Source organism: Roseimarinus sediminis (assembly GCF_050433125.1).
Classification (GTDB): Bacteria; Bacteroidota; Bacteroidia; order Bacteroidales; family Prolixibacteraceae; genus Roseimarinus; species Roseimarinus sediminis.
The window spans coordinates 24757-43759 of record NZ_JBNPXV010000017.1 but is presented as its reverse complement, the minus strand read 5'-3'; the positions used below and the strand labels follow the sequence as shown (position 1 = coordinate 43759).

The window sequence follows — 19003 nt, the reverse complement described above, 5'->3', positions numbered from 1 at the left end:
TGATGCTGTTGCTTGATCGTATTTTCTAGCTTCCTGCTATTTGCTTAAATCATCTTTTTCGACATACAGGTTTTCGATGATGAACTCCTGACGGTCGGGGGTGTTTTTGCCCATGTAAAATTCAAGTATTTGTTTTATCGAGTCGCCCTTGTGCAGGCTAACCGGTTCGAGTCGTATATTTTCGTTAATAAACTCCTTGAATTCGTCGGGCGAAATTTCACCGAGCCCTTTAAAGCGGGTAATCTCAGGATTGGTACCCACCTTTCGGATGGCCTGCTGTCTTTCTTCATCGGAGTAACAATAATAGGTTTTCTTCTTATTTCGTACTCTGAACAAGGGCGTTTGGAGTATGTATATATGACCCTTACGCACCAGCTCGGGAAAGAACTGCAAAAAGAAGGTAAGCAATAAAAGCCTGATGTGCATGCCATCGACATCGGCATCGGTGGCAATAATCACCTTGTTGTAACGAAGCTCATCGAGCCCGTCTTCTATGTTAAGTGCGGCCTGCAAAAGGTTAAATTCCTCATTCTCGTACACCACTTTCTTGGTAAGTCCGTACGAATTGAGTGGTTTTCCCCGTAAACTAAAAACCGCCTGGGTATTGACATCACGGCTTTTGGTAATCGATCCGCTGGCCGAGTCGCCCTCGGTTATGAAGATGCTCGACTCATTTTTCCGGTCATCTTTCGAATTATAATGAACCCGGCAATCGCGTAATTTCTTGTTGTGCAGGTTGACTTTTTTGGCCCTTTGCTTGGCCAGTTTCTTAATGCCTGAAATGGCCTTTCGCTCCCTTTCCGATTCCTGAATGCGACGCAAAAGCACTTCGGCCACGGGCTGGTTTTTGTGCAGGTAATTGTCGAGTTCGGTCTGAACAAAGTTCACCACAAAATTCCGTACCGAGGGACCGTTGGGCCCAATGTCCTTCGATCCGAGTTTTGTCTTGGTCTGCGATTCAAACACAGGTTCTTCTACCTTAATGCTGATGGCTGCAATAATTGAAGCCCGTATATCGGAAGCATCGAAATCTTTCTTATAAAAATCGCGGATGGTTTTTACGATGGCTTCCCTGAAAGCCTGCAGGTGGGTTCCTCCCTGGGTGGTATGCTGTCCGTTTACAAACGAATAATAATCTTCGCCGTACTGATTGCCATGGGTCAATGCGACCTCAATGTCTTCACCTTTAAGATGAACTACCGGGTAAAGCGGTTCGCTGTCCATATTCTCGTTCAGCAAATCGAGCAAACCATGTTTCGAATGATACTTTTCTCCATTGAATTCGATCACCAGTCCGGCATTGAGGAAGGTGTAGTTCTTCATCATGGCCGAAATATAATCGGGTATGTAATGGAAGTTTTTAAAGATGTTTACATCGGGGCGAAAGATGACATGCGTGCCGTTTTCTTCTTCAACATGCTCAATTTTTTCCTCTCTTACCGGGCGACCCTCGCTGAATTCAACCTCTTTTACCTGGCCTTCCCTGATTGAGCGGATGGTAAAATTCGACGAAAGGGCATTTACCGCTTTGATACCTACACCGTTTAAACCCACCGACTTCTTAAATACTTTCGAGTCGTACTTGGCACCGGTATTCATTTTTGAAACCACATCAACCAGTTTTCCAAGCGGAATTCCACGCCCATAATCCCTGATTGATACCTCCTCGTCGGACACCTCAACACTGATTTTTTTGCCATTCCCCATCATGAATTCATCGATGGAGTTATCGATCACTTCTTTCAGCAAAACATAAATCCCATCGTCGGCCTGCGAGCCATCGCCCAACTTCCCGATATACATTCCGGGACGACGACGTATGTGTTCCTGCCATTCGAGCGTTTGTATCGACTCTTCGGTGTAATTGGTTTGTTCCTGCATACTTTTCATCCAAATTTCCACAAATATAACGAAATCGGCATTTTGTACCGAATCCTTTTATCAACAGGCCTTTCGACTGACATGCTGCACTTTACGCTATTTATAAGTGTAAAAGACCAGGCTCATAAAATTAAGCTTGGAAGAGTACATTAAACAAAGCAAACATGGTTTTCTCAATGAAAAAGAGCCAAAAAAGCGACTTATTTAAACCAAAAAAAAAAGATGCTGCAACTTATGGTTTTAACATCAAGTGGCTGTTATAGAATGAATCACCGACCTGACTTACAAAAGTCGCCTAATCGACCAGGAATATGGCATGCTCATTCAACCATGCATCAAGTACCTCATTATTTTCCTTGCTTATGGCTTTTTGAAACAGCGTCTTTACTGTCTTTTCATTGGGAATAATTCGATGGCCCTTTTTATCTTTAAAGGAAACCATCACTCTCAACAATTTCATCGCCTGCTCGAAATCAGGCGCCAATGAAATCAGAAAAGTAAATAATTGCACATTGGAACGTATTCCTCTCTCAAGCATCTCATCATGCAGGCTAATGGCCACCTGATATGCATCGACATTCGTAGAACGGCTGGCAACCTGCATAAGGTATCCATAGGTATATTCATCAATCAGACATCGATTGGCTTCCATTTCAGATAACCATTTTTCTGCAACAGAAAGATTGGGAGACAAACCAATCAAATAATTATAGGTATAATTATCAATTCCGACCTTGTATTCTACCATCTCAGAAAAAAACTGTAAAGCTGTATCATAACTTCTGCAACTGTGAATCATTTCGTTGTACGACAAGGTATATCTACTTCCTGCTTTTAATGTTTCATACCATTTCTTCTTCTCCTCATACATCTCAGACAAACGCACCATACGGTTCTTTGCTTTTACATCCATCTCATCAATTGACAATTTTTTCAACCACCTTGCAGCTGCCTTATTATCGGGCGATTTAAATATCAACGCATTATAGGTGTATACATCTGCTTTTTCATCCCCCAACCGGGTAAACCAGTCTAAGCTTTCTTTATAATTTCTTGAACTGGCAATTAACATATTATACATAACGGTATTGGCATTTTCTGCTCCAAACTGATTAAACAAACAAACCTTTTCGTCGTAGTTATCTGTTTTTTTCATGAGCAAGGTATAAGTGTATGCATCGGCCAGCTCTTCGCGAAACCATCTTTTGGCTTCTTTATAGTCGACCGAGAGCGCAATCATTTCGTTAAAAGTATAGATGTCTGCATATTCTTCGCCGAGCCAGTCAAACCAGATTTCAGCTTCGCTCATGCTACCGGCATATTTAATCAGCGTATTAATCACCCCTACGAGTACCCGCTTTTGAAGTCGTTTTTCCACCTGCTGTTCCTGCCAGATGTTCTTCATTTCTTCGTAGTTTCCATTTTTTTCCATCAGGCTGGAAAAAGTGGCTGCATCGGCATTTTCAGAACCCAGTCTTTTATACCATCTCAATGCAACAGTGTAATCGGGCGAACACTGTATTAAGCGATTATAAATGTATACATTTGCCCTACTCCTGCCACATTCCTTAAACCAGTACTTCATACATGAATAATCAGTAAACTTTAGCATTAGGTGGTGATAAGTTGATACATCGGCCAGTTCTTTTCCCAGTTTATCATACCAGCTCATAGCCACATCGGCATCCGGCGCATTCTGAATTAACACATTGAAAACCCGAACATGATTTGCTTTCTCTCCTGCATCTTCGAAAAGTTGCTTCATTTCTTTGTATTTGAGCTTTAACATGAATGAGGAAAGCACAAAGGCATTTGCAGTTTCAAGGCCACATCGATAATACCAAGTGTACAATTCATCCTCATTCCTTTCATTGCCCGAAAAAGGCTTTGGATTAAGCAGGTAAAACCACTCAAGCGCTTGTTTCCTGTTTTTTGACAGTTTTATAAGGGCTCCAATAGTATAAGCATTCATGTTTCTGCGCCCCATTTTTTCAAGCCAGTCAAGTGCAATTTCGTAATTTGGAGACTTATTGATCAAAACATTGTAGGTATAATTATTGGGAGTTATCTGGTTTTGAAGCATTTCATTATAGATACGGAGTACGGTTTCATAATCGCCTTCATTGCTCATATCGTTGGTGTACTGCACAACATTTCGGGTTATCAGTACATCTTCTTTATCATTCCACCAGGAATAAAAGTCCTTATGGTTCACAAGATCGGGTGAAACGATTGCATTCAACCAAACTACATCAAAATGATAATAATCCGAAGTTAATCCACGCTTTAAAAAACCTTTGCTTTCAAGATTTGCAAGCAGTAAATTCAATTTATTATAGTTGGTTGACTGTATTTCTTTTCGATAAATCCTTCTTATAAAATGTGTACTCATAATGTTAGGAGGGTCAAATGCACCCAACAAATAAGCCTGCTTAATCCGGTCCAGCATGTCCTTTTCATTTTTATGCAAGGCCTCGTATTTTCTTTTCACCGCAAGCGGATCACAATAGATGTGACCTACCAGTCCGTTAAAATGTTTATTCAACCGTCGTCCTTGTCGAGTGGCCAGGCGCTCTCCTTCCTCAGTGCTTAAAAGATCTTTCGGATCCTGCGCCATGTATAACCTTTTAAAATATTCATTAACATTATTGCTCATTCTTTCATCAATCACTTTCTCCTCATCAAGGTTCAGGCAATTGGCCCAGAGAAACCATCCAGCTTTTGCCACACGATAAAAAAAACCGGGATCAATGTCTTTACCAGTTTTAAAGAATTCCTGAAAATCGTCGAGCAATACGATCTTACATTGTGCATCAAAAGGAGGTTCCGGGAACCTGAGCTCTTCTTTTGTGCTTGATGTCAAAGCACTGCTATGAGGCACCAAAACAACCGTCTTCCCAAACTCCTTATCAATTTTTTTAATAATTTTTATGCTTAGATGGGTTTTACCTGCCAGGGAGGGACCAATTAACAATAGAAATTTCTGGCCATCGGCCTCATCGTCTGACGGCCGCATTTCGAGTAATGAAAGGATCTCCTCTTCAACTTTATGTTGATATCTCACCTCCTGATGCTCCTCCATCGTTCGGGTATTCCCCGTCAACATTTTATAAGTCAATGCTTCAGCATCGATCCATTTTCCTTCCAAAAACTGAGCTTTCAACCTTTTTCTATCTTTATTGATTCGCCCCCAGACAAAAAGATATATCGATAGTGCTAAACTAAGAAAGCCAACAATTACAGCGAGCACCTCCCACTTTTCTGATGCAGTTAGAAAAAGAATCTGACAATGCAATTCCATAATAACATAATTATTCGTGCTGATGGTTTTACAACAGAATGCTTAAAGCACACAAAACTAACCCGTCGAATGATTTTTACCGGGGGCTATAAAATACAATAAATATTTTAATGTTAACCACAGCAAGACTGCAGTTTCTTTCAGACTCAGCAAATTTTTAAGAAATGTCACCTTAATGGCATCCTTCGAAACGTTCTAATTTTATGCAATAATTCCCATTTTCTTCATCAGAAAAGTGGCATTCATCACCGTGGTAATTCCGTTTCGAAGCTGGTAATCGAAGTGCATCTCATCGTCCCTGATTTCGATTTCAAAGCAACGGTTCAACACTTTCTCAGGAAATTCTTTTTCGATTTCGGTAAGCTTTAAATCGTGGGTGGCAATAATGACATGTGCATCATACTGAACTAACCGGCGTACCAGCTGCTGTGAGCCTGAAAGCTTATCGGCCGAATTGGTTCCCTTCAGGATCTCATCCAGAATAATCAGCAGCTCACGTCCTTGTTCGAGTTCATCCAGAAAGGTTTTGATTCTTTTTAGTTCGGCAAAGAAGTACGATTCGTCATCAAAGAGTGAGTCGGTGGTTCGCATATTGGAGAAGACCACAAGCGGCTTAAAGCGCATCGAAGCGGCACAAACCGGCGCCCCCGCCATGGCCAGCAACATGTTGACACCCACGGTACGCAGAAAAGTACTTTTGCCCGCCATGTTGGCCCCGGTAATAATCATGACCTTATTCTGCTGTAAAAAATGAAAGTCGTTGTTGATTCTCTTTTGAGGATGAATGAGCGGGTGCCCCATTTGGGCGCTCACTATTTCGAAAGAATCAGCGACTGGTTCAGGCCAGGCAAAATCAGGATGGTTACAGGCAAAATTCGCCAGACTGACCAGGGCATCAATCAGCGCCAGGGTAGCACTCCATTTTCCGTAGTTCTCCTTATTGCGTTCATGCCATTGTATCAATAGGTACGAATAGCGTATATCCCACATCAAAAAGAGATTCAGAAAAATCCCAATCAGTAAATTATTCCGGTTATCGTAGGCCGAAACAATTTTAACCAGTTGCCTGAACTCATTCGAAGGCAAACCACTTTCTTTCAGCGACTCATACATTCTTCTGCCTTCACCCGACTGCCAATCAAAGCTTTCAACCAGCGAAAGCAACTCGCTGTATTTTTGAAGCAGTTTCACCCGCTTTCCAAAACGGGAATAAATGTTTTGGATATTTTTTCGTTCAAGCAACCAAAGTACAAACTGCACCAGGCCGGCCAGCACCAGCAAGGCGCTGCTTCCCTTAAAAATCCAAAACAACAGGCCGGCCAGCGAAAAAAGCGGTAAAACCAGCAGCAGTATGCTAACAAAGGGCAAGGTTCTCAAATGAAATTGCTCGTTTTGAAAGCCCTGTAACAAGCTGGTTTCGTGTGCCTCTTCGTCGTACATCATCCCACGCGCCAAAAAATGCTGTCGCCAGTCGAGTGAGCGGGCCATTTCCCCAATCAGCTTCTGCCGTGCAACAATGTCATCAGCATTCAGCATGGGCTCCTGTAACATGTCGCCCAGGCACTTCTTCCCTGCGCGGGTAACTGTACGGTCGATGTATTGAAACAGTGATCCTTTACCGAAAACATCCAGGTCGTAAGTATTAAAATGATGAGGATCGATCATTTCTGCTCCGTCGTCGAACACATCAAAACGATGTTCGAGGGCATTCATTTCCTGTTCGTTGATCAAAATTCTGAAACGCTCCAACTGACGTTTTGCCAGCAAACGCTGATAATATTTGATGCTAAAAAGAAATAAAATCAGAAATACCAGAGGAAGAATAATCCCGGCCAGGAACATTACAGGAAGCAGATAGAAGGGCAGAACCAACATGGCCACAAAAAACAGTAACCTGAGCAGCGAAACAAGCCTTAAGCGCCGGTTATAAAAAACTTCTTTTTCCCTGCTTGCGTCAGCACGCAAATTATATTGATGGTAGAGATCCGACATAGTAAAGAGTTACAACAAGGAAGCAACAATGAGTAAAGTGCTTGTGATGAAAATAAGTGCGATTTGCAGCGGATAATATTGCTTTGCTTTCCAACGGCCTGCCATTGCAATGCGTTTGCGTTGAAAATGACTGTCGAACACAGCAAGCAGCCGGTAAAGCCCCCAGCCCAGTAAAGCGCCCATGATGGCCCCCACCAGCACATCGAAAAAATAATGCACCCCAACATAGATGCGTGAATAACAGGTAAGCAGCGACCACAGCAGCATGAGTGCCCAGATGCGCTTTCGTTTTGCCAGCATACCAACAATCACAGCCAGAAACATTGAATTGCTTGCATGCCCCGAGTAAAAACCAAACGATCCGCCTTTTTCGCCCGGAACATGAACCAGCCCCGCCAGCGAAAGCTCGTGCGATGGCCGCATGCGTCCAACCAGATCTTTTATCAGTCCCGAAAGCTGATCGCTGATTACAACCCCAATGATCAGGACGAGTAGTACCCACAAGGCCTGCATTTTGTATTTTCGGATGATGAGCCAAACCAGCAGCAGATAGAGCGGAAACCAAACTTCCTTGCTGGTAAAGAACACAAAAAAATGATCAAAAAACGGCGAATGAGCGCCATTTAGCGCCATAAAAATATTGGTATCAAATTGGTTCAAACTTTCGAATAATGACATATTAACTGTTGAGCATTAGCCAGATTTTATCTTTTAAACGTTGAATATTGAGTCCTGTTATTGACGAGATAAAAATATGCTGAATATTTTTCAGCTCGTCACTGATCTCGTTCATCAGCTCTTCATCGAGCAGATCCGATTTGGTGATGGCCAGCAAGCGCTCCTTATCGAGCAACTCGGGGTTGTACGCTTCGAGTTCGTTGAGCAGAATCTGGTATTCTTCCAAATGGTTCTTACTGTCGGCAGGCACCATAAACAGCAACATCGAATTTCGTTCGATGTGACGCAAAAAGCGAATACCAAGGCCCTTGCCCAAATGGGCTCCTTCGATGATCCCGGGAATATCGGCCATTACAAATGAGCGGTTTTCGCGGTGACCAACAATTCCCAAATTAGGAACCAGCGTGGTAAAGGGATAATCGGCAATTTTTGGTTTGGCAGCCGAAACGACCGACAAAAGGGTCGACTTACCCGAGCTGGGAAAGCCCACCAAACCTACATCGGCCAGTACTTTCAATTCAAGAATTCTCCAGCCTTCCTGCAAGTCTTCACCAGGCTGTGCATAACGCGGTGCCTGATTGGTGGCCGATTTAAAGTGGTTGTTTCCCTGGCCGCCCCGGCCTCCCTGCATGAGCACTTTTTCTTCGCCATCGTTGGTGATTTCAAATAAAAAATCATTGGTCTCACCATCGCGGGCCACGGTTCCCAGCGGTACTTCGAGTACCACATCTTCACCATCGGCGCCGGTACTGGTTTGTCCTCCTCCCGATTCACCGTGACCGGCAAAAATATGTTTGCGGTATTTTAGGTGAAGGAGCGTCCACATTTGTGCATTGCCTTTAAGGATAATATGTCCTCCCCTTCCTCCGTCGCCACCATCAGGTCCTCCTTTGGGAATGTATTTTTCTCGCCGCATGTGGGCCGATCCGGCACCTCCTTTTCCCGACTTGAAATATATCTTTACATAATCAACAAAATTGCTCTCTGCCATCTTTAAATTAAATTTGTGCAAAGGTACTAAAACATTGATAAATGCTTTAATTTTAAAAACGAAACCAAGTTGTAAACAATCGATGAAGAATAGAAAAGAAGCCATCATCCTTTTTTTACTTATTTTTTCCCTTTCCATTGCCTTCATTCTCTATTATGAGATCAACAATAAAAGGATGGAGATTTTGGATGACTATCACCTGGTGGAAGGCATTATCGACCTCAGTTCGGCCAGCATCGACGAACACCAGCTCATTGCCCTTCAGGGAGAAGCTGCCTTTTACTGGAAGCGTCTTCTTTCTCCTGCCGATTTTAAAAGCGACTCACTACCCCTCCCCGATACCTTTGTTGATATTCCCGGAATCTGGAATGGCACGCTAATCAATGGAGATCAAATAAACGGTGCAGGTTTTGCGACCTATCGTTTCATTATTAAAACACCCGACAACGCGCAATATGCTTTACGAATAAAAGAATTCGATTCGGCCTATAATTTATGGACCAACGGCAACAACATGATACGATCGGGGGTGGTTGGTAAAAGTAAAGAGGAAACCCGGCCCAGCTGGCAGCGCAATGAAATAGTATGCACACCCATCGACGGACAGATTGAGGTGCTTATTCAAATCGCCAATTTTTCGCATCGCAAGGGAGGAGCCGAAGACCGCATTCTGTTTGGTAAAACTTACGACATCATGAAGTTTAAAAAACGACAGGTCACTTTCAATGCCTTGTTACTTGGGATACTGATCATGCTCAGCATTTATCATTTCATTCTCTTCAGTTTCAGACAAAAAGATATTTCGGCCCTTATTTTCAGCGCACTTTGCTTTTTCATGGCCCTCCGGCTGATGTCGACCGGTGAAAAACTGCTGATTGAATTCTTTCCCAACATCAGCTGGGCATTCGGACTGCGCATCGAATACCTGTCGTACAAGCTGGTTCTTCCCTTAATGCTTACTTTTTTTTACCGTTTTTATCCTGCTTATTTTTCTAAAACCTATCTGAACATTGTGTATGCCCTGAGTGCGGCTTTTTGTCTTATTGTTTTGCTAACCCCGCCCGCTATTTTCACTTATACACCGCTGTTCTATCAGGTACTGATTGCGCTTACCGCCATCTATCTTTTAATTGTTCTCTTCAAAACGGCATTAAAAAAAGAAGAAAATGCCGGCATCTTGTTTTCGGGTTACCTGCTGTTTTTTCTAATACTGATCAACGACATTCTTTATTACAACAAGGTAATCGACACTTCATTCATGATGCATTTTGGCTTGTTCATCCTCGCCGTTTCTCAATCGATGGTCCTGTCGCGACAATTTTCAACCGCCTATGTGAAGGTGGAAGAACTAACATTAACACTTGAAAGACACAACCGCCAGCTGGAAAAAACGGTGGAAGAACGTACGGCACAGCTGGTAATGCAAAAAAATGAGATCGAGACCCAGGCAGAGAAACTGAAAACAGCCAATGAGCAACTGATTGAGCTCACTACTCTGAAGGACAATCTTACCGAGATGATTATCCATGATCTGAAAAATCCGCTCAATATTATACTGAACTTCTCGAACGATGAACGGGTCATTTTTGCCGGAAACCAAATGCTGAACCTGGTTCAGAACCTGCTCGACGTGCAACGCTACGAAACCTCAACCATCCAGTTAAGTCGTGAAACAATATCATTGAACCAACTGATAAACAATGCCGTTTACCAAATGCAATACCTGATTAAGGAGAAAGGCATCAAAATGGTTTTCAAAATTAAACAGGATTACCGGCTTACTGCCGACCGCGAAATGCTTAACCGGGTATTGGTCAATTTGCTGTCGAATGCACTTAAGTTTACCCCTGTTTCAGGCAAGGTGCTTATCCAAACCAGCCTTGCCAATAAGCAGCTCAAATTATGCATTACCGACAACGGGCCCGGCATTCCGGCCGATCAGCGGCACCTGGTATTTCAAAAATTTGGTCAGTACCTGATCCGAAGCGCCGGGCGCTCCAATTCAACAGGCATCGGACTAAGCTTTTGCAAACTGGCCATTGAAGCACATGGAGGACATATTTCGTTCTCGTCGGACCTTGGAAAAGGAACTACTTTCTGTGTTCAACTGGATGCAGAAAGTGCCAGTGGAGAAAATAAAACATTCCAGGTATACGAAGCAAAAGCACCGGATATTCAACTCGATAAGGAGAGCCGACACAAGCTGATGGCCAGTGCCGAAGAACTTAAAATGCTTGAATTGTACGAAATTGGACGAATAAAAAGAATCATCACCCAAATCGATCCTGAAGAATCGGAACAGGTAGGACGCTGGCTGAGTGCCCTGCGACAAGCATTGCTGAATGCCAACCGCGAACAATTTAACCGCTTAATTAAAATGGTAGTCGAGTGAATGGAAATTTCAGTCGGGAAAAAGGAAGAATCAAAACATGGATTGGACTGAAGGGGCAGATCGCAGGCTGGTGGATATTTCGGGCTTCATCCCTGGCTAAATGGCCATCAATACTTGCAAAAATCCTATGCATCAGAGACAACATTGCTTTAAACGAATAATTTAACCTTATTTTCCGGGCCAAGCTTAGTAGCCGACAACATCCCCGGTATGATTCAAGCTTATTTACCTTATTTGTATTTTAATGACTCACAGGATTTACAGTTTAATAATTTGCAGCTCTTCCCTCTGACAATGTCAATAAGGTTTGGTAAATACGCTTACTGTATTGTCTACTAAGGTTTAAAATACAGGAATAAGGTTTTTTAATGGCTGAATGCATCAATGCATAAAAAAACGATGGCAATACCCCTTATCATGCGTCTTGATCGTTGAACCCGCGTTGCCGGATTGGCACATTGTAAGTTCAAACTGCCCGTGCTGTTTTTGCTCCGCTGCGTTGAGATTGAAATCCGCGCTTCCTGGCTAAGTGTCTTTCATCCTATTCTTTAACACAGCCTGAAAATAAGGATAATATTGAATACCGGGATCACACCCCGATATATATCGCGGGCGAGCAGGTAAGGCGCGGATTGCAATTGTAGCGAAGCGAAAATCACCCCCAGGTGAAACCGCAGCAGCCGTTTGCAATCATTCTGCATATTCCGAAGAGCTGGGGAATGCAGATCCGGTTGTCTGCTAAAACATCAAAATCCGCTTCATCGACCCAATAAAAAACCGATTGAAAACACTATAAGATAAACTATTATTTTCGTGCGTATTGGAGCATTGTTTAGTTCAACATGAGCTTCAATGTAGAGCGTATGCAAGCAACGCTCAATTGAAAGCTAAGTGTTGCCAGCTGGGCTTTATTCCGTAATCATTTCCTTTACTTTCTCTTCTAATACTTTTTTGTCTGGTAAATACAATTGATATTTTGAAACGAATATGGTATTTGAAATTCCACCTATCGCATATTCCACCAATATGTCATTTTTATCAGCAACAAGAACAATTCCAATCGGTGGATTATCACCCTCTGTATTTTCCTCTGCTTTAAAATAATTCAAATACATGTTCATTTGTCCAATATCCTGATGTTTAACGTGTTTTGTTTTGAGGTCAATCAGCACAAAACATTTTAAAATCCGGTGATAAAAGACTAAATCAACATAAAAATGGTCATTGTCGAGGGTTATCCGATATTGTCTGCCTACAAAGGAGAATCCTTTACCTAACTCAAGTAAAAAAGTTTGCAGATTATCGATAATCTTCTGTTCTAATTTACTTTCTGTCATTCGGTGTTCTTCAGGGATTTGTAAAAATTCAAGCACATATGGGTCTTTTACGATGTCTTTCGGGTCCGCTATGATTTGTCCCTGTACAGCCAATTTAAGAACTCCATCTTTGTCTTTGCTCAATGCCAATCTTTCAAATAGTGATGAATTAATCTGCCTTTTAAGCTCTCGAACACTCCACTTTTCATTTATTGCTTGTTTCTCATAAAATCCTCTTGCATTATCATCGGAAACTGCTAATAATTCAGCGTAATGAGTCCATGTCAATTTTCCAGTCACTGACTGGAAAATCTGATATTTGAGATAAAATTGTCTCATCAGGTAAATATTACTCTTGCTAAATCCCTTGCCAAATCGAGCTTTAAGGTCTTTTGATAAGTTGGTCAACAGGGCGCTTCCATATTCCGCTTTTTCATTTCCATGCTGTTCATATTCTACAATATATTTACCAATCTCCCAGTTCGCTTTAAGTAACTCATTATTTACGGCTTGAATTGCTCTTAGTCGAGCGCTTTCTATTGTAGTTCCAATCGTATCAACGAGTTTTTGATATATCGCTTGTTTTTGCAATTGCTTATCCATAATTCAAAAATACGAAATCAAATCAAGAATGCTAAATTGTTTGCAGGATGTCTCTTAGGCAACGGTTGGCACATGTTGTCGGGGCGGATTTCGGAGTGCGTTCCTGTCCGAAGGATGTACACTTCGCTCTTCCAGATTTGTACCAGGTAAGTTCAAAGCGCCAGTGCGCATTTTGCACCGCTGCGCTGCGATAGCCATTCGCGCTTCCTGGCTAAGTATGTATTATCCTATTCTTTAACATAGCCTGAAAATAAGGAATATATTGAATTGCGGGATCACAGATCCAGAGCAAGTAAGGCGCGGATTGCAATTGTAGCGAAGCGAAAATCACCCCCAGGTAAATCCGCAGCAGCCGCGGGTTTACCGGATGCTTACAATGAATCTTGAAAATATTAAGAATCATATTAGTGTAATTTTTTAAATCCAGGTACGGATAAAATACTTTTCATTTGTTGGATTGCCTGTTCGTTAAGTAAAATAAGACGTTGCGATTGGGAAATTTGCTGACGAACAAATAGGGCATTCATGCTTTCCAAATTTGCCAGCACAACCAATTGGTCAATTGTGGCATAATCACGCATATTTCCTTCTTTTTCGGGGTTATCGCTTCGCCATTCCAACGCAGTACAGTTAAATAATGCAACATTCAACACATCAGCTTCCGAAGCATAAACTTGTTGAATTTTAGCAGGCGAAAGTTTTTCGGGAATTAAATTTTCTTTTATGGCGTCGGTGTGAATACGGTAATTAATCTTCGACAAAATACGGCTTACGTTCCAACCTAATTCTTTATTTTCAATTTCCTTAAGCCGTTGAAATTCCTTGATAAGATAGAGTTTAAATGCAGCACTTATGGCCGAACCAAATTCAAAGGCAATATCCTTATGGGCATAAGTTCCACCATATCGTCCTGCTTTGGAAAAAATACCAATTGCATTGGTTCTTTCAACCCATTGGGTAGGGCTTAAGACAAATGATGGAAGTCCTGCTTGAGTTTTAAAGTGGTCAAATTCGACCACTTTAAAATCGGGATTATAAATTTTCTCCCAAGTGCCTAAGAACTCAAGTGTCGTGCGGGTTCTAATCCAATTTTTATTACGTCGGCAGCCCTGCTTTCATCAGTTTTGGCTTTTGCCATATCGGTAATGCAGATATAATCTTGTCCTTTAAAATCAGTAAGGGCAATAACTACATGCTGAACTTCAATTATTTTATTCTTAGCCATTTGCTTTACTTTTTAATTATACGCTTTCCCGGGTTCTTCCCGTCAGTTCATTACTGGCGTGGCTGTCGATTATGCGCTGCCTTTATTTTTTTCCAATTAATTTCTTGAACCAACATAAATTCTTTAGTCTTTTTATTTCAATATCTTTCAACTCAACTTCGCTCTTCCAGAATTGTACCAGGTAAGTTCAAAGTGCCAGTGCGCATGTTGCTCCGCTGTGCTGCAATGGCCATCCGCGCTTCCCGGCTAAATATTTATTATCCTATTCTTTAACATAGCCTGACAATAAGGAATATATTGAATTGCGGGATCACTCCCCGATTTAAATCGCCACCAGTAGCTGTAAAGATCCCTAACAGCAGGGGTTAGATTCAAGCTTATTTACCTTATTTGGATATTAATGTACTCATAGGATTTACAGTTTAATAATTTGCAGCCCTTCCCTCTGACAATGTTAATAAGGTTTGGTAAATACGCTTACTGTATTGTCTACTAAGGTTTAAAATACAGGAATAAGGTTTTTCAATGGCTGAATGCATCAATGCATAAAAAAACGATGGCAATACCCCTTTTCATGCGTCTTGATCGTTGAACCCGCGTTGCCGGATTGGCACATTGTAAGTTCAAAGTGCCCGTGCTGTTTTTGCTCCGCTGCGTTGAGATTGAAATCCGCGCTTCCTGGCGAAGTATTTAGCATCCTATTCTTTAACACAGCCTGAAAATAAGGAAAATATTGAATACCGGGATAACAGAACCAGAGCTAGCAAGGCGCGGATTGTAATTGTAGCGAAGCGAAAATCACCCCCAGGTAAATCCTCACCAGCCGTTTGCCATCATTCGGCATATTCCGAAGAGCTTGTTTCTATATGCACATTAGATTTTATCTTACTCTTTATAGTTTAGTCCAAGTTTATTACATTCTTCAATAGCAAAAAGACTACCACAAGCTGCTGCTTTGATTAAGTAATCATTTGATGTTTTCATTACTCCAATTTCTTTCCAAATGTCAGCAAGAGTTGAATATATACCTTGGAATCTTACATCAGTAGCCTTTCCTTCCATAACATCTTCTTCAGTAAGATTCCTTGCTTTTAGCATATGTATTAAACATTTTTCATAGTATTTAATTGTTTTAGAATCGACACTAGTGTCCTTAAATGCATTTGCTAGCCTTAGATAGCTTTCTGCCAATTCCCAATCGGTTTGTGCATAAAATAAAGATTTTTCAAGATTAATAATTGCATTTGTCAAATCTTTCTCCCACATATGATAATAGTAACCAATTGAGCCATATAATTCACATAAAGAATGTTTGTCTTCTGCGCAATTTATTGCTTTTTTATAATATTCAATTGCATGTCCTCTAAAACCATTTTCCCAATACGAATTTCCAAACAATTCTAACTCATAACATGAAAATTCATCAGGAGATAAATCATAAGCCTCTTTGAAAGTTGAAGCTGCCACCGTAAATAATTCAGCTCCTAAAAAAACTTTTGCTTCATTTATTAGCTCTCTAGCTTTTTTATTCGAATTGACGAATAATGATGAATCCGCATCCATGATTAACATTTCATCTCCGTTAATTTGAATTTTTCCCAATCGATTAATTACTGTTTGACCTAATAGCAAGGGTGCGAATAATTCATGAACAACAATAGCTTCTACATCGTCAAGAACCAATTGGTCAATTTTTAACTCTTTAAATTTGATTACAGTATTTTCTACAATTTCTCCGTTAGCAAGTTGTGTATACGTTGAACCATATAAATCACTCTCGCTTAAATATTCATTTTTGAGCATGAATAGTGCTTCTGTTAAAGAGATTGAAACGTTGCTAGCGCCTGTGTCAAAAATAAATTTCAGTTTTAAATCATTAACAAAACAAAAAGTCGAATAAACTCCGTTCTCTTGTTGCATCTTAATTCTTATCTGACTTAATCCTAGATTTGTTATAAGGGTCAGTAAGACTATTATTGTCAAATATTTTTTCATGTTAAATTCGTTGTTTTTAAAATAGGTTACGGTAGATCTTGTGTTTAGCTGAGGTTAAAGTGGCAGTTTCAAATCCGGACATTTAAGCTTGAAGCGGGCTGATAAACTTAATTTTACCAATGAACCCACAGTTAAATGTATAAAATATTATGCGCTGTACTTGTTTTTAAAATTCCTTCAAAAATATACTTGTCCAAATAGCTTAATACTTTAAAAGACTCACCATAGCCTCCACAACAACCAGGCTCCAAACAAATTGTTATAAACTCACATCTGTCAATTAGTTTATCGATGAAATCTAAAGGAGTAATATCAAGGTGAAATCCAGTTTTATCTTTTAATTCTTCTATAAACATTTTTTCTGGCCATGCCATAAGTTTACTTCGGAATTCAGCTGCAAAACAATCCAAATCAAAATCTAATACAAATGGGGCAGTATTTTCACCAAAATGATTCAAATGACCATTATTGTAGTCAAACAATTCTCTAACTCGTTTAAAATATGGTTCTTTTATAATTGAATCACCTAATTCTCCTCTTGAAGATAAAGCACTACTTAAATGTGAAATACAAATTACGTCATGGTTAATGCCCTTGTTGTCAATATAAATCTCATGTGAAGTATTGTACTTTTCAGTTCCAATCGAAACTGAATTGTTAATTAGATTAAATTCCATACCTGTTTTAACCCAATCATCATCCATAATCCCCATTTCAAATTCAACAATTGAGTTAAAATCCTCTTCTGTGCATTTTTTTATATTAAAATCTTGTGCCTTTAAAATCAAACTAGGCTTAGGATTACATGCATCATCGTGATAGTCGAAATAAAATACATTAGGAATTTGCTTGATAAATCCATTCTTCAAAGCAAAGAAAATAGCATTTAAAATTGTTCGATGGTCATTATAAATAAAAACTCTTTTACCTCTAAATGTAAATGTTTCGATATTTGCTCTAAATCCAAAATTAAGAAATTGTTTCATAGTTGAGTTTATTAGGATTGCATAAACGCTGTTGTAAGTTCCCATGTAAACATACACAGCCTATCTCTTTGCTTAGTGGGAATATATTCCATTGGCTGGGTTTTATATTATTTACTATTTACCGCCTTCATCCACCTCGACTTAATTCATTTTCCCTTCGCACAAAACGTTCTTCGTCCTTACGAAGTAAGCAAACATTTAACATCAATAAAAATATTTTGAGTGAATGGGCTGATTTATTGAGTGAATGGTGCTTTTTGAGGTGTGAATGGCAGGGCAGGGAGAAAGGAGCAGGGAGAAAAGGAGCAGGGAGAAAAGGGCAAAGCGGTTCGAATGGGGTTTCAATTAATCATTATTGGAATCTTGAAAAATTACTTTCCCTGTTTAATTCCCGGTGCGCTGCACCTCTCTTCTTGTGTCGTATTATTAACTATAAACATTATCGCGGCGCTGCCGCTTTGGATATTTGCGGAGGGTGGAGAGCGTAACACAAAGAGCAAAGGGCCAGGTGGTTCGAACGGGTTTTCAATTAATCATTATTGGAATCTGTCATGACTGTGTACATTAAAATTGCGCGAGTCGGAGTTAACTCCGCTTCGCTCCGTTGATTTTCAATTCACGCCTCCCAACACGGCACGAATCAGCAGAAATGACTCATTGACCAATGATTTTTTTTAATTTTCCTTTTTCCTTTTCCTCAATGACTCATTGACTCTTTTAATCTTCCATCTGAAAATGGTACTGCCTATGAAAAAAGGGAAATGCTTTCGTTAATCGTTAATCGTCAATCGTTAATCGTCAATCATCCATCTCTTTCCTTCAATCTTCCATTCATCGCTTTAAAAGCCACTCAACACACTTCGCGGTGTGTTTTCGACGGTTCATCGGGACCAACATTAAAAAAGTTGCCCAAAAGAGTTCTTTTTCGCATTTACAACATCGCGAGAAGCCTGAAAAAGTTTTAAAGTGCAACTTTTTTTTTTGTCGGAACTGTAAAAACGTTTTTCTGGTCTCAACACACAAAAAGTTACCTGAAAAAACTTTTTCAGGTAACTTTTTACGTGTTGAATGCTGAAAAAAAGATTTCTGAGCATTTCTCTGCGCGTGTTGAAGCCTGAAATAATTTTTTCAGGTCTCAACACGTTTCGAGAAGCCTAAAAAACGTTTTTCAGGCTTCAACAAGCGTTGAGTTCAGCTTTTGAGCAATTGCTGCTGCTTACATTTTTCTATTCCTCAAATTCTTCTTCTTTCAGCTTCCAGGAACCGTAATTTTGGGAAATAAACGCTTAGCAAACTGTTTTCCAAAGCGCGAAGAACCAGCATAGTAATTTTGCTCGTATTGCCGTAGCAACGAGCATCCTGGCCCCTTGAAATATTCTCCTAAGGTCGGGTTTCACGGGGCAGGCATCCAGCAACGAGCAACCAGCATTCGTTTCCTAGTGTGTTTTTTTTTGAGTGCCTGAGTGCCTAAGTTCCTAAGTGCCTGAGTAAGCCGTGGCGAAACAAGTTGGCAGTCCACTATCCGCAGCAACCAGCAACCAGCAACCGTTTCCTAGTGTGTTTTTTTTTGAGTGCCTGAGTGCCTAAGTTCCTAAGTGCCTGAGTAAGCCGTGGCGAAACAAGTTGGCAGTCCACTATCCGCA

Annotated in this window: 11 protein-coding genes; 1 reads left to right on the top strand and 10 read right to left on the bottom strand. The window is 40.7% G+C overall.

The genetic code is table 11. From position 1 onward, the window contains the following. Window positions 1–36: 36 nt before the first annotated feature. The 5 genes from FHS86_RS17200 to obgE all read right to left on the bottom strand — a co-directional run bounded on the left by FHS86_RS17200 (window position 37) and on the right by obgE (window position 8843). Window positions 37–1890: a DNA topoisomerase IV subunit B gene (locus FHS86_RS17200; RefSeq protein WP_429416637.1), complete on the bottom strand. Its 1854-nt coding sequence runs from the start codon at window positions 1888–1890 to the stop codon at window positions 37–39. 286 nt (window positions 1891–2176) lie between these two features. Continuing rightward, entirely contained in the window at window positions 2177–5044 is a 2868-nt protein-coding gene (locus FHS86_RS17195; RefSeq protein ID WP_429416634.1) for a pentatricopeptide repeat-containing protein, read from the bottom strand. Between the two features lie 339 nt (window positions 5045–5383). Further along, window positions 5384–7174, bottom strand: coding sequence for a MutS-related protein (locus FHS86_RS17190; protein WP_429416632.1), 1791 nt, complete (start codon window positions 7172–7174; stop codon window positions 5384–5386). A gap of 9 nt (window positions 7175–7183) precedes the next feature. After that, window positions 7184–7852, bottom strand: coding sequence for a phosphatase PAP2 family protein (locus tag FHS86_RS17185; protein WP_429416629.1), 669 nt, complete (start codon window positions 7850–7852; stop codon window positions 7184–7186). A 1-nt stretch (window position 7853) separates the two neighbouring features. Next, window positions 7854–8843 carry a GTPase ObgE gene (obgE, locus tag FHS86_RS17180; protein WP_429416626.1) on the bottom strand — a complete coding sequence of 330 codons (990 nt, stop codon included), beginning with the start codon at window positions 8841–8843 and terminating at the stop codon, window positions 7854–7856. Window positions 8844–8925: 82 nt separating this feature from the next. Between obgE and FHS86_RS17175 the strand changes: the two genes are divergently transcribed. Further along, window positions 8926–11235, top strand: a complete 2310-nt coding sequence (locus FHS86_RS17175) for a sensor histidine kinase (protein WP_429416623.1) — start codon at window positions 8926–8928, stop codon at window positions 11233–11235. Window positions 11236–12143: 908 nt separating this feature from the next. On the opposite strand, the gene FHS86_RS17170 is transcribed toward FHS86_RS17175, so the two are convergent. The 5 genes from FHS86_RS17170 to FHS86_RS17150 form a co-directional block, all read right to left on the bottom strand. Then, window positions 12144–13154, bottom strand: a complete 1011-nt coding sequence (locus FHS86_RS17170; RefSeq protein WP_429416620.1) for a PDDEXK nuclease domain-containing protein — start codon at window positions 13152–13154, stop codon at window positions 12144–12146. A gap of 404 nt (window positions 13155–13558) precedes the next feature. Continuing rightward, window positions 13559–14194: a KilA-N domain-containing protein gene (locus FHS86_RS17165; protein ID WP_429416745.1), complete on the bottom strand. Its 636-nt coding sequence runs from the start codon at window positions 14192–14194 to the stop codon at window positions 13559–13561. A gap of 14 nt (window positions 14195–14208) precedes the next feature. After that, window positions 14209–14379, bottom strand: coding sequence for a hypothetical protein (locus tag FHS86_RS17160; protein WP_429416617.1), 171 nt, complete (start codon window positions 14377–14379; stop codon window positions 14209–14211). 885 nt (window positions 14380–15264) lie between these two features. Next, window positions 15265–16374 (bottom strand): retroviral-like aspartic protease family protein, encoded by a 1110-nt coding sequence (locus FHS86_RS17155; protein ID WP_429416614.1) that lies wholly within the window; start codon window positions 16372–16374, stop codon window positions 15265–15267. A gap of 131 nt (window positions 16375–16505) precedes the next feature. Further along, a complete protein-coding gene (locus FHS86_RS17150; RefSeq protein WP_429416611.1) occupies window positions 16506–17360 on the bottom strand; it encodes a hypothetical protein in 855 nt (284 codons plus the stop codon). Window positions 17361–19003: the final 1643 nt, after the last annotated feature.

Coding starts and splice junctions, on each gene's coding strand:
- FHS86_RS17200 (WP_429416637.1), bottom strand. CDS start 1,890: ATGAAAAGTATGCAGGAACAAACCAATTACACCGAAGAGTCGATACAA.
- FHS86_RS17190 (WP_429416632.1), bottom strand. CDS start 7,174: ATGTCGGATCTCTACCATCAATATAATTTGCGTGCTGACGCAAGCAGG.
- FHS86_RS17185 (WP_429416629.1), bottom strand. CDS start 7,852: ATGTCATTATTCGAAAGTTTGAACCAATTTGATACCAATATTTTTATG.
- obgE (WP_429416626.1), bottom strand. CDS start 8,843: ATGGCAGAGAGCAATTTTGTTGATTATGTAAAGATATATTTCAAGTCG.
- FHS86_RS17175 (WP_429416623.1), top strand. CDS start 8,926: ATGAAGAATAGAAAAGAAGCCATCATCCTTTTTTTACTTATTTTTTCC.
- FHS86_RS17170 (WP_429416620.1), bottom strand. CDS start 13,154: ATGGATAAGCAATTGCAAAAACAAGCGATATATCAAAAACTCGTTGAT.
- FHS86_RS17160 (WP_429416617.1), bottom strand. CDS start 14,379: ATGGCTAAGAATAAAATAATTGAAGTTCAGCATGTAGTTATTGCCCTT.
- FHS86_RS17155 (WP_429416614.1), bottom strand. CDS start 16,374: ATGAAAAAATATTTGACAATAATAGTCTTACTGACCCTTATAACAAAT.
- FHS86_RS17150 (WP_429416611.1), bottom strand. CDS start 17,360: ATGAAACAATTTCTTAATTTTGGATTTAGAGCAAATATCGAAACATTT.